Below are 16,410 nucleotides of genomic sequence, written 5' to 3' on the forward strand. Positions count from 1 at the left end.
TGCGACGTCACAAGATTCTCGAACTGGAAGGCACTCCGTAGGTGAAGCGTACTTCGTGGTCTGCTGGCTTGTCCGTAACCTCTGATGGTGTCGGCGTGGTGGCCCACGCGGGCAGCGTCGGGCTCCGTCTTCTGGCCGATCTCGACGCGAACGGTAAGGAGCGGACGTTCCAGTACGACGGAGCTGGCCGTGTGGTCAGCGAGACCGATGCGCTGGGCCGGTCCTCGTTACTCGCCTACGACGCTATGGGCCGCACTACCTCGGTCAAGAGTCCGACGGGCGCGACGACGAGGTATGCCTACGACGGAGCCGGGCGCCTGGAAACGGTCATTGACCCGTCCGGCCGGAGGACGGAGTACGCGACTACGACGCCGCCGACCGGGTCGTCGCGACGCGCACGCCGCTCGGCGGCGAGTCCAGATCGACCTACGCACCCAACGACCTGGTCAAGACTTCCATCAGCGCCGCTGGAATCGAGACAACCTACGCCTACGACGCGCTGGGCAATGTGTTGCAGATCAACGACGGGGCAGGCACGACCAAGATGACCTATGACTCCATGGGCCGTCGAGCACCGGCACTGGGAGTGGTCCTGGAACCGGTACGGGGACGGGCACTGGCACCGGCACCGGGCCTGGCACCGGTCCGATCCCCGGACCCCTGCCTGTCCCCGAGCCGGATCCCGGCGGCGGTGGCGGTGGCGGTGGCAACAATGATGACGACGGCTGCCAGGAGTCGCGCGAGGAGTACTACGCCTCCCTCGGCGCTCCTCTCCCCGTGTCGCCGAAGAACCAAGCCTCCAAGGACTACCAAGTGGCGGTCACTGGTCAGAACTACGAAACGATGATCCGCGACAGTACTTCCGCAGTGACCATGAAAGCCGACGGACTTTGGATGCCGGCTGACACGGCCGTCGACGCCAAGTGGATACAGCCGGGGTACGGCTCGCCCTACGTCGTTCCAGACGAGGTGCGGCCAGACATCTTCGCGTACGTTCGGATGGGGCAGCACAGTGAGTTCGGGAAGTATGGTCAAATCATCAACGATCCGTGTGTTCCTATAAAGAACCTCGACGTGATCGTTTCGCAGCCGCGTGGTGTGAGCTACTTTGAGTCTTTGCTTGCGGCCAACGGCCTCGGAGGGGCCGGTCAGGTCGTCGTGGTCCCCGATTAGGAGAAGGAAGGAGTGGAGAATGAGTGATGCCACATATGTCGTCGTTCTGGACGGAGAATGGCAATTTGATGCCCGCGCAATGTTGGCGCTGCTTCAGCAAGTTCAAGCGCCTGCCGTATTTCGGGAGGTCGGCGACGAGCTCTCCCTCATTTCGGGCGGCTCCGGGCCGCATTGGGAGGCCAGCATCACTCCAGACCGGGGCGGCTTTGTGGTCAAAGGCTCACCGAGAGACACTGCCGACATAGTGGCATGGGTACGCGGGTACGTGCCGAGTCATGTCGACCTGGAGATGTTCGACGAAGATGTGACGGGGGGACCTGTTCTGTTGTCGCCTGGCGTGACCGCGAATTACGTGGGGGAGACGATGTTTGGCAACGACTGGACGTCAACGGCGCAGAAGAGCTGGGAGCCGCCAACTCTAGAAGAACGGATGGGTGCTGGCCCGCCGCTTCACGTCCGCGAGGCGCTGGAAAAACAGCGGGAATCGCAGGGTGAGTAGCCGCGAGAGAGTAGTTTCATCGGGAACCTATGTGGCGGCCGGGGGAGTAGCCGGAACAGCACGGAACGGGCCGAGGCAACGCCACGCGTTCGGTGGCCGAACATGCTTGCGCCATGCACGGGCCCGGCCCGGGATTCCCCCCCCGGTGCGTCGGGCGGTCCGGGCACGGGTGGCGGCCCTGGCGGCGGCGATCCGGGCGGCGGTCCAGGCAACGGAACTGGGACTGGCACCGGAACGGGGACCGGGACTGGCAGCGCCATCCCGCATCCTTCCAAATGTACTACCGGGCTGACTTTTCGCGCTGATCCGAGAGAAGGAGAGCAGACTCATGGAGCCCTACGGGGAGATTCCTCGACATGAATGCGTTCCTATTGAAAATCTCGAGACCGCGACGAACGACCCCCGAGCGGTCGCCTATTTTGAGACTTTGATGGCCCAGCATGCTGTTCCCGGGTGGGTCGATGTTGTGCCGAGATGAGTTCTCCGTGGTATGTGATGGTGCTCGACGAATCGTCGCACACTTTCGACGCGGACACGCTGCAGTCCAGGCTCGAAGAGAACATTCATCCTTCGGGACAGATGCGTGCCGCTCCAGTCGCTGCACGTGGCCATCTCGCAGGCGAAGGGGATCAGCTACTTTGAAACGCTGCTCGCTGCGCATCACGTCCCTGGCGCGGTTCACGTCGTGCCGGAGTGATGTCCGTCGGTTCCAGTAGGAGGTCTACGTGGGTGTGAGTACGTTCGTGATGGTCGCGGACCCAGTTTGGCGGTTCGATGCCGAAGGCACGTTCGACGCGTTGCGGAGGGACTACGCCACCAGCGATCTTCGAGTCCGGGGCCCGAGAAGACTGGCAGCAGTCGGGTGGTCAGATTCTTGGGAAGTGAGCGTGGACGAAGGAGGGACTACCTTCATCATCTCCGCGCCCCCGCAGCCACTGATGTCGTTGGTTTCGTGGGTCCGAGCGTTCGTGCCAGTGGAGGTCGAACTGGAAGTCTTTGACGACCAGGACCCAGAGCCGGTCAGGCTGCGACCCGGGATCACACCGGATCAGGTCCGCTCTGAGTTCTTCCCCGACGCATGGATGGTGGAGGAGATGACTCCGAAGGAGCCCCCAAGTCGTGAAGAACGCGCGCGAGCGAGCAAGCCGCCTTACCTTCCTTGAGGCGTTTTTCTGCCTGACCCGCGGAGACGAATATCCCGCAGACGCGTCGGCGCGAACGCTGGCGTGGCGGGTTTCCCTCAGAGCATCGTGAATGCGCTTCACACTCGACGACATCCGGGCCACAACTGGAGCCACCGCCGGGGCCCCTTCTTCAGCAATGTCTGTGAGAGGAGTGTCACCATGAATGTTGCACCGCAACCTCGGCAAGGACATTGCCTACACCCGTGACGCTGACGACCGCATTACCAAGATCGTCTCGCCGGCAGGCACCACGTCTTACGGCTACGCCAACGGCGACCTCGTGTCCTCGACCGACCTGGCAGGGGCGGTGACGCGCTATGAGTACGACGGCGCCCACAACCTCACCAACGTCATCGGGTCCGGCGGGGTCTCGCTTGGCCGCAGCGTCTACGACGCCGCCGGACGGCTCGTCGCCTGGATCGACGCCGAGGGCAACCGCACCGAGATCTCCACGGACCTGAGCGCCAACCAGGAGCGGGTCACCGACCCGACGGGGCGCCTGACCACGGTCACGACGTTCAGTGACGACGGCGACAAGCTCCGTGAGGACAAGATCGCCGACGGTCAGACCCTCACGACCAAGTGGACCTACGACGCGCAGCACCGGATGCTCACGCAGACCGACCCGGTGGGTCAGACGATCACGGTGGAGCGCAACGCGGACGGGCTGATCACGAAGCGCACCGATGCTGCGGGACGCTCGACTACAACGCGTGGTCGCAGCCGACTGCTTTCCACGGCCCGGGCGGGGTAGGCGACTACGCCTGGACGTACGACGCCCGCAGGACCCAAGGGCGAGCAGGGGAAGCAGGGCAACCCAGTGTCGACGCATGCGGTCCAGGCGACCCGGTCGGGCGACGCTCGAGTGACGAGCTGGGGTTACGACCATGAGCACGTGGCCGCGGTGTGGCGCAACACCGGCACGGGAACCAGCTGGTGCAGACGTTAGTGACATCGCCGTTGTCAGGGCGCACTCGGAAGCCGTCGACTTCGTGGAGGAGCTTCTCCCTTCGCCTCCGCTCGAGGTGGAGTTGGCGCTGTGGGCGTGGCTCCTGGATCAGACCGGTCAAAGCGGGTCCCTCGCGAGCCTCCTCGACCATCGAATGTGACGGCCCGTACCCTCGCCGGGTGACGATCGGCGGGACTGGCGTGATGCTCGTGTGCTCGCTGGCCACCCTCGCGGTCTTCGCCCTCATCGCCCGGGCCCTGACCCCCAGGCTCGGCGGTGTCACTGCGATCGCGTTGTCGGGCTGTGCGTGGACGGTAGTCGCAATCGGCATCCTCACCCTGCTGCCGGCCCAGTGGGACACCGGCATCGTGCCGGCCGATGGGCGCCCGGAGACGTGCTCGATGGACTACGGCGGCCCGGCGCCCGACGGGTTCTGGATCCTGTCCGGTAGCCAGCGCATGCTCAACGTCGCCGTCTTCGTGCCGGCGGGCGCGCTGTGGGTGCTCGGCGTCGCGCGGTGGCGGCGATCGTGGATGCTGGCTCCGCTGGGCCTGGCCGCGCTCGGCCTCTACAGCGCCGGCATCGAGCTGCTCCAGTTCGAGCTGGCCCGCATCGACCGGTCGTGCGACGTCACCGACGTGGTCGACAACATCACCGGCGTCGTCCTGGGCGGCGCGATCGGGGTCGTCCTTGCCCTGGTGCTGCGCCCGTGGCGGCAGCGCTAACCTGCTCGGCATGGCCCAGTCACCTCAGCCGACTCCCCAGCCCCGCAGCAACGTCGCGCAGATCCCGACGTACGTCCCCGGCAAGCCGCCGACGCCGCGCGCCGGCCTCACGACATACAAGCTGTCCTCCAACGAGAACCCCTACCCGCCGCTTCCGGGCGTCGTCGAGGCAGCCACCCGGGCCGCCGAGGCGATGAACCGCTACCCCGACATGGGAAACACCGCGTTGTACGACGCACTGTCGGCCAACCTCGGTGTGCCGGTCGAGGACCTCGCGGCCGCCACGGGCTCGGTCGCGCTGATCTACCAGCTCTTCAACGCGTTCTGCGACCCCGGCGACGAGGTCGTCTACGCCTGGCGTTCCTTCGAGGCATACCCGATCGCGGCGACCGCCGCGGCGGCGACCTCGGTGCAGGTGCCGGTGCTCGAGGACGGTCGCCACGACCTCGACTCGATGGCGGCGGCGGTCACCGACCGCACCAAGGTCGTCATCGTCTGCACCCCCAACAACCCGACCGGGCCGGCCGTCACCCAGGCCGAGCTCGACGCCTTCCTGGCCAAGGTGCCCCCGCACGTGCTGGTGGTCGTCGACGAGGCCTACCTCGAGTTCGTCCGGATGGACGACCCCATCGACGGGCTTGCGACCTACCGCGCCCACTCCAACGTGGTGCTGACACGCACCTTCTCCAAGGCCTACGGTCTCGCGGGCTTCCGGGTCGGCTACGCCGTCGGACCGACCCCGCTGGCCGGGGCTCTGCGCGCGGTATCGCTGCCCTTCGGTGTCTCCTCGGTCGCCCAGGCCGCGGCGATCGCGTCATTGGCCTCGACCGATGCCCTCTTCGAGCGGGTCGACGCCCTCGTCGCCGAGCGCTCGCGGGTGATGGACGCCGTGCGCGACGCCGGCTGGGAGCTCCCGGACGCGCAGGGCAACTTCGTCTGGTTCCCCCTGGGCGAGCGGACGATGGAGTTCGCTGCTGCCGCCGACGAGCTCGGCATCGTCGTCCGCCCCTTCGCCGGCGTCGGCGCCCGGGTCTCCATCGGGGAGCCCGAGGGCAACGACCGGCTGATCACCCTGGCGCAGACCTTCCCGCGCTGACGCCACCCCGCTTGTAACGCCGGGTTGTCTGCTCTGACCACCCTGAAGCAACAGGGTGGGTACAACGGCTGACACGGCGTTACAAGCGCGCGGGCTCCGTCTTCGCGGGCACTCGGTCCATGGCCCTGAAGCTCGGCACGCGGCTCGGTGCCATCGTGGTGATCGCGTAGGCGATGCCCGCGACAAGAAGGGCGGGGGACAGGCCGAACCCGGTCACGGCGAGCCCGCCGAGCACACCGCCGAGCGGCATCAGTGACCAGCACAGGGCGGTGTTGAGCGAGGAGACCCGGCCGAGCAACGGCGCCGGGATCCGTTCGAGGATGACCGCCCCCAGGATCGGGTTGAGGAAGCCCGCAGCGACGCCGGCGACCGCGGTCACCACGAAGACGGCCCACACCGGCGAGTCGAGCGCCATCACCACGAATCGTGGCGCGCCGGCGATCAGGTAGGCGATCACGTAGGTCCGGAAGCGGGGCAGCGTCTCGCCCCACCTGGCCGCGATCAGTGACCCGAGCACCGCCGCGCCGCTCATGACGGCGAAGAGCGCACCGAGCACGGCCACCCCGGCGCCCGACTCCTTGGCCCACACGGGTGCGAGCACCGCGGCGTACGCCTGGTCGATCAGGTTGGTCGTCGCGATCATCGCGCAGAGGGCCAGCAGGACGCGGTCGGTGCGCAGGAACCGCCAGCCTTCCCGCAGTTCTTGGGTGTACGTCGACGGGTCGGCCTCGACCGTCCGCGTCACGGGCCGGCCCAGCCCGGTCGTGGCCAGCGCGAAGACGACGAGGGAGACGAGGAAGGACACTGCGTCGGCATACAGCGCGTTGGCGGCACCGATCCAGGCGACCAGCAGACCGGCGAGCGCCGCCCCGAGCATCGACGACGTGCGTTCGACCGCGCTGGCCAGCCCACTGGCGCGCTCGAGGGAGACGCCGGCGACGCGCGCGAGCTCGGGAGTCATGACCGCCTTGCCCGCATCACCCGGCCCCCGGAGGGCGCCCGTGACCGCCACCAGGGCGAGGAGCAGCGGGAAGCTCAGCAGGCCGACGTGGTGCAGCAGCGGGATCATCGCGACGACGAGCGCGGACGCCAGGTCGCAGGCGAGGGTCACCCGACGTGGCCCGACCCGGTCGAGGAGCGGACCGCCGAGCGCCTTGAAGATGACCAGGGGCGTGATCTCGACAGCAGCGACCAGGCCGGTCTGGGTCGCCGAGCCGGTGGTCGACAGGACGAACCACGGGATGGCGATCGTCGAGACCCGGGTGCCGACCAACGAGATGCCTTCGGCGACCAGACCGCCGACGAGCGGCCCGCGACGGCTCACTCGCCGGCTCCGAGGGCCCCGGGCCGAAGGAAGGCGTTGAGGTTGACCATGAAGGGAGCCGCACCCTTCGCCTGGCTGTCCGGCGTCTCCTCGATGATCGCGATGAGCCTCTCCACCAGGGCTTCTGCATCAGCGGGGGTCAGGGACCGCTCCCAGTCGCTGAGGGTGCCGACCGTGCGCCACTCATCGGGCAGGAATCGCATCTCGGCAACGGCGGAGCGCAACCTGTCGCCGTACACGAGGGCCACGGTGGCGAGGTAGGCCTCGACGTCCTCGTCGCTCTGGCGCTGCTGCTGGAAGTCGGTGCGCGTGCTGTCGTGGGTCGCGCACCACCAGCGGTCGCGGGCGTTGCCGCGCTCGGTGTCCTCGGTGATGAAGCCGTGCTGCGCGAGCTGACGCAGGTGGTAGGAGGTCGCCCCGGTGTTGAGTCCGAGGCGCTGGGCCAGGGTCGTCGCAGTGGCAGCGCCCTCGCCGCGCAGGAGGCTCAGCATCCGCAGTCGCACGGGGTGGCTCAGGGCACGGAGACCGGCGATGTCGGGGGTGACGGAGGAGGCCATGGAGCGACCCTAAGACTGCAAAGAGTCATTTGCAAATAGTTCTTTGGAAAGGATGTGGGCGGGCTCACCACATGTAGGGCGTCAAGGTCCTCAGCGCTGACAGGAGGCGGTCCCGCACCGCTTCTGCGTGGGCGAGGGGCAACGGCTCGGGAGTCCCGCTGGGCCGCACGCCGGTGAGGGTCAGGCCCAGCACCATGCGCAGCGTCCGGGACGCGTTGCTCACCCACGCCGGAGGCGGTCCGGGCTCGCGTGCAGTCCAGCTGTCCTCGACGGCCTGGATCCAGCAGATCGAGTCAGTGTCGCTCAGCTCGCTGCGGGTCAGCGTGAGCGCGATCGCATATCCGAGGCGCTCGTCCTCGCCGTCGCGCCACACGGCCTGGGTCGGGGTAACCAGCCGGTTGGCTGCGAGGTCCAGCATCGGCACCGGGTCCACCTCGGAGTGCTGACCCAGGACCGCGAGCAGGTCCGCGCCGTGCGCCACGGCGTGGAGCCACCCGAGCTCAGGGTCGTGACCGCGGAGGTCCGGCTCTGCGGCGTACCACCGCTCGAACGCCGCCGCCCAGGCCGGATCGAAGGGGCCGCGCGAGACCAGGCAGTCGAGGATCAGCGGAGCGAACGTACGCACCCACACGTCCCCGGCCGACATCCGGCTCGCCATCTCGTCGCCGAGGCGGTGGCAGGCGTCATCATCAAGCACGCCTCGGTCGATCCACGTGGCCAGGATCGAGTAGGCGAGCTCGTCGCGCTGGACCGGATCGGGGGAGGCGAGCATCGCGGCCAGCTCCTCGACGAGGGCGTGACGGTCGACCCCCTCAGGAACCGCGTAGTCGTCGGCCTTCACGGCGTGCCAGTCAGTCACGGAGCCCCCTCGAGATGTGCAGGACCGGTGCCTGCGCAGACGGTCAGCATGCCGTGTCCTCCACAGCGCCAGACCAAGAGGGCGGGCGCGTCGGACGGGTCGAAGTCCGTGCGGCCCGCTCGATCGAGCGGGCCGCAGGCGGCGTACGGCGACTTCGACACGTCCGACGCGCCGCGGCACGGCTATGTCCCCGAAGCGTGAGCCCAGCGAGGACGCAAGCTACGTCTACTTTGGACTCAGCTCGGTCTGGTTTAACCGGGCTGCCGATGGCACCACCTCTCCGGACGGAATCACTGGAACCGGATCGGGCATTGGATTTGGCGAACCCCCTGGTGCGGTGCCTTCGCGAATCGACACCATCGTGAGCCAGGCTGTTGCTCTACTCAAGAGCGGACCGCGGCAGTGATGCCCTTCCCGGAGGAACAATGGGCGGGCTCTTGCCACAGGATGCCGTGAGGGCCTACGAACTGGCGTCCTAGCAACTGGCAGGGACGGGACCCTACGACCGAACGAAGGATCTCGGGGGCGGCAGATGTGCCCGGGACGCCAGCGAGTTTCCACAGGAGGGAATTCGACAGTCCAACGCACCGGGGCCCTGAGGCAACAACATGGCGGGTGCAGGGACGGCTCCGGCCGGGTGCCTCGCACCCGGCCGGAGTGCATGGTCCTAGCGGTCGTTGGTGGTGATCGCCAATCCCTCGATCCGCACCGGCTTGCGCTCACTGACCACGACCTTGACCTTGCCGCTGCGCGGCTTGTCCAGGACGATCTGCCGCAGCCGGTTGACCCGGTTCCTGCCCTTCAGGCTGAAGGTCTTGATGCGCTTCTTGCCGATGAACACCGTCACGCTGCCCGCCTTGCGACGCGTGCTCACCACCAAGGTGATCTTGGTGGCGTCATGGATCCGAGCGACGAGCTTGGCACCCAAGTCGTGCGAGGTGACGTAGCTGCCGCCATACGCCGCCTTCTTCTTCACCTGGTCCCACACGCCCTTCTGAGCGAGTGCGTGGCTCTCGATCGGCACGGTGAACGACCGGGTCGCCGGGGTCGGGTCAGCCACGCCGGCCGCGTTGACCGCGGCCACGCTGAAGTCGTGCGTGCCCGCTGAGTAGGTCTCGGTCACGCCGTCCGCAGCGCACGGCACCTTCTCGTCGTCCACCCGGCACACGAACGTCGCCGGGGCGACGGTCGAGACGTAGTCGAGCGACTGCACCTGGTCCAGCACGACGGAGCCGTCTGCGGGACCGGCGGTGATCACGGTGTCCGGGACACCCGGCGCCGGTGGCGTCGTCGGCGCCGGCGGTGTCGCCGGGGCCACCAGCGCGAACGCCGCGTCGTTGACGTCGAAGAAGTAGTTGCCCACCGCTTCGATCTTGATCCGGACGTTGGTGGCGTCGACGTCTGGCATGGTCAGCGTCTCGGTCCCGTCGTTGGGGGTGGCAGGCGCCAGGACGGTCCCGAAGCTCGCACCACCGTCGGTGGACAGGGAGATCTTCACCGTGGGCGCGAGGCCCTGGGTGTTGTTCACCGCCCACGTGATCGGGACGGCGGAGCCGCGTGCGACGGCAGCGCCGCTGGCCTGCGACGTCACCAGGAACGGACCGGCGGCCGGGTCGACGGTCAGGGTGACGTCGTCGTAGGCGAGCCCCCCACCCAGCGGGGCCAGGTCGCGTGCCGTCAGCCGGAACTGCATCTTCCGGTCGTCGGCGTCCAGGCTGCCGAGGTAGTCGGTGTCCGGGAGGAACTCCGAGTAGCAGTCGAGGAGCGGGTCGGGCAGCTGCTTGTTGAGCGGTGTCGTCGCTGCCGGGCAGTCGCCGCTGGCAGCGTTGGTGTTGCCGGCCAGCACCTGAGCCATGTCGGGGAACACCCGCATGGGGCTGCCGTCGGCGAGGTTGATCCCCGGCGACGGGCTCTTCAGTGCGTCCGCGTCAGAGACGACGGCGTCGTCGCCGAAGACCCGGAAGAGCGGTCCGTAGACCTTGGTGTTGTCGGCCAGCTGGGTGCCCTCACCGAAGTTCGTCTGCTCCCAGAGGTAGATCAGGGAGTCGCCGTCGGGGTCGGTGCCGGTGCCGCTCAGGGCGAACGGCGTCCGGATCGGCACCGTCTTGTCCGCGGGCGCCGTGGCGACCGGGTTGGTGTTGTCACTGTCCAGCGGGATGCCCTGGGCGTGGGACGGACCACCCTGGGCGGTCTCGCCCACGAAGCCCGAGACGCCGCCGGCGGCTCCTGTGACGCCCATGGCCGCGACGTCGGTGCCACCAGCGGCCTCGATGGTCGGCAGGGCGTTGAAGATGACCTGGAAGCCGGCGTCGTCGGGGGCTGTCGGCGGCGCGTAGGGCAGCACGGGGTGGTTGTACTGGTCGTAGCCCCACTGCGCGATGGAGACCGTCTTGTCACTGACGGCCTCGATGGCGAGCTTGATGCCGACCGCGTTGTAGTTGGCGCCCCGCACGATCGGCTCCGTGGTCACGCCGTCGACCTGAAGGGTGAAGGAGTCGCCGGCCTGGTCGAAGTCCCGCAGGGAGACGGTCTGCACCTCGACGTTGTCGTAAGACGTCTGGTCCATGACCGCGTACGCCTCATCGACCGTGAGGAACGAGAAGTAGGGGTCGGTGTGGGGCTGGAGGTCGTCCTGCCCGCAGATCCCGGCGTAGGCCATGACCGACGAACCCGAACCTGGCTCGACCGAGGCGTCGGAGATGTTGCCGCCACACGCGCCCAGCGCGCCGTTGAAGGTGTGGTTGCCCCCGAACTGGTGGCCGATCTCGTGCGCCACGTAGTCGATGGCGAAGAAGTCGCCCTTGGGCTCCGGGAGCCCGGTGCAGCCGCCGCCCTTGTAGTCGCCGCCGATGACGCCGAGGTAGGCGACGCCGCCGCCGTTGACACCCAGCGCGACGTGGCCGACGTCGTAGTTGGAGGCGCCGATCAGCTGGCCGAGCACGGTGCGGTTCTTGCCGAGGGTGGAGCCGCTGCAGAAGGTCAGCTCGCCCGGGATGTCGTCAGCTTCGATGGGGGTCCCGTTGTCGTCGTACGGCGTGAAGCACGGCGCGGTGCCGCACGGACCGTTCGCACCGGTGGCCTCGGCGTCGGTGTCGAGGTTGAGGGCATCGGTGCCGTTCACGAGGCGCAGCTCGACCCCGAGGTCGTCGTTGTAGATCTCGTTGACCCGGTTGATGAGGGTGACCTTCTCGGCCAGCACGTTCGCGGTGCCGAAGTAGGCGGCGTACGTCGGGTCCGAGGTCAGCGCGAGGCGGAAGTAGCGGCGAGCCACCGGCTGGCCCGCGCCGGCCCGCTGGGCCTCGGTGACGGTCTCCCGCAGCGCCTGGATCTCGCCCTCGGCCCGACGCTTGTCGGGGCGGGGGAGCGCGCTGCCGAAGTAGCTGAGGTGGGCGGTGGTGCCGCGGCGGTTGTAGGCCGGGTCGACGTACCAGTCGCGGCCGTTGCCGGGACTGCGCACGAACACGTGGAAGCCCATCGGGGTCAGGTCGAGGGCGATCGAGGCGCCGGGGTCGTCGATCCCGCGACCGGCGAAGGTCGCGATCTCCGGGTGGGCGGCGGCGAGCTCCGACTCCATGACCTGGGTCCGGCTGACGCGGAAGGACTGCAGCACGCCCGACGGGTCGGGGACCGAGATGACACTCGAGCTGCCGGTGGCCGGCAGGTCGCCGCGCAGCGCAGCGAAGTCGACGCGGGACGCGGCGTAGTCACGCGGCTCGACGCGCACCTTGGCGCCGGTGGGCTCGAAGCCACGCAACGAGCTGAAGGCCTCATCGTCGGGGGCGGCCCCCGCAGAGGTGGTCATCACCGCGGGCAGCACCCCCGCTCCCAGCGCGAACATGGTGGTCAGGACGGCCAGACGGCGGGCACGGGGTGTGCGCACGATTCCCCCTCGAGAAGACATGGAGCCCGAACTCTGGCACGCCGGATGTGTCTGCGCCATACGCAGCGGCGATCTCGGTGATCTCGCCGCAACGGGGTGTCGTCGGGCGCCGGACGCTCCCTCGATGTGGTTGAAACCGGCATGATGTCCCCATGGCCGACACTGCGACGTACACCGACAAGGGCAAGCCGTTCGAGCGCGACATGAACTACCTGCCCGACCGGATCCTGGCGGGCTCGACGCCGGCGGATCCGCTCGAGGCGGAGTACGGCGCCAACCCGGACGCCCCCGTCTGGCCGGTCGAGCCCGGGAGATATCGGCTCGTGGCCGCCAAGGCGTGTCCGTGGGCCAACCGGGCGATCATCGTGCGGACGCTGCTCGGGCTCGAGGACGTCATCTCGCTGGGACTGCCGGGCCCGACCCACGACGCCCGCAGCTGGGCCTTCGACCTCGACCCGGACGGTGTCGACCCGGTGCTCGGCATCGAGCTGCTGCAGGAGGCCTACTTCAACCGGGTCCCCGACTACGAGCGCGGGATCACGGTGCCGGCGATCGTCGAGACCGACACCAAGAAGGTCGTCACCAACGACTTCCCCTGGATCACCCACGACCTCTTCTTCGAGTGGCGAGACCATCACCGTCCCGACGCGCCCGACCTGTGGCCCGAGGACTGTCGCGAGGAGATGGAGTCGGTGATGAAGCGGGTCTTCACCGAGGTCAACAACGGGGTCTACCGGTGTGGCTTCGCCGGCTCACAGGAGACCTATGAGGCGGCCTACGAGCGACTGTTCGACGCCCTGGACTGGCTGGAGGAGCGGCTCACCGACCGCCGCTACCTGATGGGGGACTCGATCACCGAGGCCGACGTGCGCCTGTTCACCACGCTCGCGCGGTTCGACCCCGTCTACCACGGGCACTTCAAGTGCAACCGCAACAAGCTGAGCGAGATGCCGGCCCTGTGGGGGTATGCGCGGGACCTCTTCCAGACGCCCGGCTTCGGCGAGACGATCGACTTCGACCAGATCAAGCAGCACTACTACGTCGTCCACACCGACATCAACCCGACCGGCATCGTGCCGCAGGGCCCCGACCTCTCGGGCTGGCTCACGCCGCACGGGCGCGGGTGAGCCCAGCCCCGATCAGCTGGTGGGCGGGTGCTGGCGGCCGCCTTCTGGTTCATGCCGAAACGTATCCCGCTGGGTTCTGGTGGAGCGACGGTTCGGTGGTGAGTTTCGGTCGGGGTAGGCGGGCGTGTCGAGCTCGTCGATGTGATGCGCTCGATCTGTGCGAGTAGTCGATCGACGAGGCGGAAGTTGCAGCCGGTGATCCTCGCGATGGTTGCTATGGCGGTGGTTTGGGCGAGGTGGTCGTCGTCGGTCATGTCGCTGGTGTGCCAGCGGCGCGTGAGGACGGCTGTCAGCTCGTCGGTCGTTAGTGCCCTGTATTGGTGTGCACAGCCGATCCGGCTGAATAGCTGGGGGTAGCGGGCGAGTCGTTTCTCTATGCCGGGCATGCCGATGAGGATGAGGCCGAGGTGGTGCCGGTCGTAGTAGTCGCGGACTTGCTCCAACCCAGTGGTTTTGAGTCGGTCAGCTTCGTCGATGATGAGCAGTTCGGTGAGCGCTGAGCCAGCGGAAGCGGTGTGCACGAAGGGATCGACGATGCCGAGCTGGTGGTAGTCGACTGCGTAGGAGACCTGCTGGCACGCGCGTGGCAGTGCTTGGTCGATCTCGCGTGTGCTCGCGCTGACGGTCGGTGTCCATACGGCGGTGCGGGCCTCCAGGACGCGGGCAGGCACAGCGCCTGGTTCTTGGGTGGTGGCGAGGTCGTGTTGCCATCGGGCCCACTCGTCGCTGCCGGGCCGTCCCACTTCCAAGGAACGGGAACGCCAGCGGTCAGTGCCGCACGACCCACCAAAGGGGTAATCCAACCCGGGCGGCCTTGAGACAAGACCGCCAACGCACCCTCGCTGACCTGCGGGATTGATTGGGGCGTCATCGCTTGAGCGTCGACGCAATGGATCAGTCAATGTGGTCGATGTCGTTGATGCTTCGGAGTCTCATGATGGGCGACAGGCCGACAATGCTGGCCGCCAGCAGTCCGCCCAGTCCTGCGAGGAAGAAGGTGGGCCGCAGGCCGATCTGGTCGGCCAGCACTCCTCCACAAATAGCGCCGAGTGGCCTGATGCCGTAGTTAACGGTGGAGTAGGCGCCTGCCACGCGCGAGCGCATTTCATCTCGGGTGACCGCGGTGCGCATCGCGTTGTTGTTGATGTCGAAGAGCATCACACCCAAGGCCGAGACCGCCTCAACCGACGCGATGAGGATGACGGCTCGGGAGCCCGTGCTGGCGAAGGCGAGGGCGATGAACGGTAGGCAGTAGAGGGTGGCGCCGAGCGCAATCGTGGGTCCGATACCGAGTCTGCGTGAGACTTGTGGAGCCGCTAAAGCGCCGAGGAGACCACCGGAGGCTCCCAAGGTGAAGGCCAGGCCGATCTGTCCGGCACTGAGCTGCAGTTCTCGGGCCGCGTAGAAGACGAGGAGTCCTTGGACGACGAACGCGGCAAAGTTCATGACGGTGGAGACGCCGAGGCTGGCTCGGAGGTGGGGATGCGCGATTAGGTAGCGGATACCCCCGACGAGTCGGCGCAAGTAGTGCTCGGGTTGATCGCTCTGTTCGCCCAGGTTCCCCGATGTGCGGGTCTCATGAACGCTGCGAATCACCACGGCGGAGATGAGGAAGCTGGCTGCGTCGATGATCATCGCGACCGGTGCCGTGATTGCTTGCACGAGGGCGCCACCCGCGGCGGGGCCGGCTATGCCTGCGACCGAGTTGGTGGTCGAGAGCATTGAGTTGGCGGCGACGTAGTCGCGGCGGGGCACCAGGTGCGCGAAGAAGCGTGGGTAGGAGGTGTCATAGACGACGCCGCCAGCGCCTAGTGCGAGCCCGGCCGCGTAGAGCAGCGGCATCGAAAGGGCGTCAATGAGCCAGGCGCAGGGGACAGCGCCGACCGCGAGCGCTTGAGCGAGGTTGGCAGCGATGAGCAGTGCGCGTGGCCGGGGGTGTCGATCGGCCCAGGTGCCGACGAACAGTGAGACCAGGTTCGGGGTCCAGATCGCGGCGGTGAGCAGCGCGACCTGGGTTGCACTCGCCTGAAGAGTGGTGGCGGCGATCAGCGGCAGCGCAAGCGCGGAGATTTGGTCGCCGAACGCCGAGACCGCGTGCCCGAACCAGTAGCGCAGGAAGTTTCTGTTTTCTCGGATGGAGCCCCCGTCACCCGGCTCCTGGATCACGCGGGATGCACGTTCGTCGAGGGGAGCAAATGGAGCAGGAGGCGCACTCGACGCGCATCAGCGGGTGCGTCGTCCGGGTCGCGGTTCGCCAAGGGTGCGATGAGCTGCTCGATCTGGTCATCGAGCTCACGCAACTCCTCACGGGTGACCACGAGACCGGTGTTGCGCCTTGAAGCGACCGCGAGCCACTCCAGCTCCAGGTCGGGGCGGGTCTTTGCGACCCAGTCTGCGACGGGATCTCCCCCCGCAATCTCCAGCGCATCGCTCAGCTCGGCCGCAGCTGCGGGATCGCTGGGATCGACCTCGAATCGGAAACCCCTCCCGGCCGCGCGCCACCACCTGCTCCTGCCCGAGCCGTGATCGGGATCGTCCTCGACTAGGCCATGCTCAGCCAGGTGGCGCAGGTGCCAGCTGGCCACCGAGGGGCTCGTGCCCACCTGGGGCGCGAGCCTCGTCGCGGTCGACGGCCCGCCTTCCCGCAGCCTGTTCAACATCGCTAGCCGGACCGGGTGCGCCAACGCGCGCATCCCTCGCGCGTCTAGTTCCACATCACCGAGTCTGTTCATGGCCCACCTCTTGAGAGAACTCTATCGAGAGAACTCTCTCACATGGAGCCGTGCAGCAGTTCAGGCAGCGTGCCGATCGGGGGCTGGCGGCAGAGACATTCACAGGATCGCTCTTCGTCGCCGAACAGACCTGAGCAGTCGACAGCGACGCGCCGCCGATGACTCAGGCTCCGGGCCTGTCACCTAGCGACGGAACAAGCACCGCCACTTATCGCTGAGAGTCACATCATTGGGGGTCTGGGGGTGCTTCTTGGCTCGTGGGTTCCCAGACGATGTAACCGCGTTCGCCAGTCGGGATATGGACG

The 16,410-nt window shown here is 67.6% G+C and carries 14 protein-coding genes; 7 read left to right on the forward strand and 7 right to left on the reverse strand.

Annotated elements, in window-relative coordinates:
- Positions 1-777: 777 nt before the first annotated feature.
- The 5 genes from VNJ48_RS15515 (at position 778) to hisC (ending at position 5,626) form a co-directional block, all read left to right on the forward strand.
- On the forward strand, positions 778-1,173 hold the full coding sequence (locus tag VNJ48_RS15515; RefSeq protein ID WP_325603683.1) for a hypothetical protein: 396 nt from the start codon (positions 778-780) through the stop codon (positions 1,171-1,173).
- Between the two features lie 19 nt (positions 1,174-1,192).
- Entirely contained in the window at positions 1,193-1,672 is a 480-nt protein-coding gene (locus VNJ48_RS15520) for a hypothetical protein (protein ID WP_325603686.1), read from the forward strand.
- A 1,347-nt stretch (positions 1,673-3,019) separates the two neighbouring features.
- Positions 3,020-3,610 (forward strand): hypothetical protein, encoded by a 591-nt coding sequence (locus tag VNJ48_RS15525; protein WP_325603688.1) that lies wholly within the window; start codon positions 3,020-3,022, stop codon positions 3,608-3,610.
- Positions 3,611-3,984: 374 nt separating this feature from the next.
- Positions 3,985-4,530: a VanZ family protein gene (locus VNJ48_RS15530; protein ID WP_325603690.1), complete on the forward strand. Its 546-nt coding sequence runs from the start codon at positions 3,985-3,987 to the stop codon at positions 4,528-4,530.
- A 10-nt stretch (positions 4,531-4,540) separates the two neighbouring features.
- Entirely contained in the window at positions 4,541-5,626 is a 1,086-nt protein-coding gene (gene hisC / locus VNJ48_RS15535) for a histidinol-phosphate transaminase (RefSeq protein ID WP_325603692.1), read from the forward strand.
- A 79-nt stretch (positions 5,627-5,705) separates the two neighbouring features.
- Here the strand turns inward: hisC and VNJ48_RS15540 are convergent, their stop codons facing one another.
- The 3 genes from VNJ48_RS15540 to VNJ48_RS15550 form a co-directional block, all read right to left on the reverse strand.
- Positions 5,706-6,950 (reverse strand): MFS transporter, encoded by a 1,245-nt coding sequence (locus tag VNJ48_RS15540; protein ID WP_325603694.1) that lies wholly within the window; start codon positions 6,948-6,950, stop codon positions 5,706-5,708.
- Positions 6,947-7,507 (reverse strand): helix-turn-helix domain-containing protein, encoded by a 561-nt coding sequence (locus tag VNJ48_RS15545; protein ID WP_325603696.1) that lies wholly within the window; start codon positions 7,505-7,507, stop codon positions 6,947-6,949. Before VNJ48_RS15545 ends, VNJ48_RS15540 begins: the two co-directional genes overlap by 4 nt.
- A 64-nt stretch (positions 7,508-7,571) precedes the next feature.
- Positions 7,572-8,366: a DUF2785 domain-containing protein gene (locus VNJ48_RS15550; RefSeq protein ID WP_325603698.1), complete on the reverse strand. Its 795-nt coding sequence runs from the start codon at positions 8,364-8,366 to the stop codon at positions 7,572-7,574.
- 48 nt (positions 8,367-8,414) lie between these two features.
- Between VNJ48_RS15550 and VNJ48_RS15555 the strand changes: the two genes are divergently transcribed.
- Positions 8,415-8,567, forward strand: coding sequence for a hypothetical protein (locus tag VNJ48_RS15555; protein WP_325603700.1), 153 nt, complete (start codon positions 8,415-8,417; stop codon positions 8,565-8,567).
- 466 nt (positions 8,568-9,033) lie between these two features.
- On the opposite strand, the gene VNJ48_RS15560 is transcribed toward VNJ48_RS15555, so the two are convergent.
- Positions 9,034-12,246, reverse strand: a complete 3,213-nt coding sequence (locus VNJ48_RS15560) for a reprolysin-like metallopeptidase (RefSeq protein WP_325603701.1) — start codon at positions 12,244-12,246, stop codon at positions 9,034-9,036.
- Between the two features lie 152 nt (positions 12,247-12,398).
- Here VNJ48_RS15560 and VNJ48_RS15565 point away from each other — a divergent pair, with 152 nt between their 5' ends.
- The gene (locus VNJ48_RS15565; protein ID WP_325603703.1) at positions 12,399-13,373 is read left to right on the forward strand and encodes a glutathione S-transferase family protein; all 975 of its coding nucleotides are present in this window, start codon (positions 12,399-12,401) and stop codon (positions 13,371-13,373) included.
- Here the strand turns inward: VNJ48_RS15565 and VNJ48_RS15570 are convergent.
- The 3 genes from VNJ48_RS15570 to VNJ48_RS15580 all read right to left on the reverse strand — a co-directional run bounded on the left by VNJ48_RS15570 (position 13,283) and on the right by VNJ48_RS15580 (position 16,105).
- Positions 13,283-14,044, reverse strand: a complete 762-nt coding sequence (locus VNJ48_RS15570; protein WP_325603705.1) for an AAA family ATPase — start codon at positions 14,042-14,044, stop codon at positions 13,283-13,285. The genes VNJ48_RS15565 and VNJ48_RS15570 overlap by 91 nt on opposite strands.
- Before the next feature lie 223 nt (positions 14,045-14,267).
- Entirely contained in the window at positions 14,268-15,539 is a 1,272-nt protein-coding gene (locus VNJ48_RS15575; RefSeq protein WP_325603707.1) for an MFS transporter, read from the reverse strand.
- Positions 15,536-16,105, reverse strand: coding sequence for a helix-turn-helix domain-containing protein (locus VNJ48_RS15580; RefSeq protein ID WP_325603709.1), 570 nt, complete (start codon positions 16,103-16,105; stop codon positions 15,536-15,538). The genes VNJ48_RS15575 and VNJ48_RS15580 overlap by 4 nt, the downstream gene beginning before the upstream one ends.
- Positions 16,106-16,410: the final 305 nt, after the last annotated feature.

Origin of the sequence: Nocardioides sp. (assembly GCF_035576065.1) — a bacterium.
Lineage (GTDB): Bacteria > Actinomycetota > Actinomycetes > Propionibacteriales > Nocardioidaceae > Nocardioides.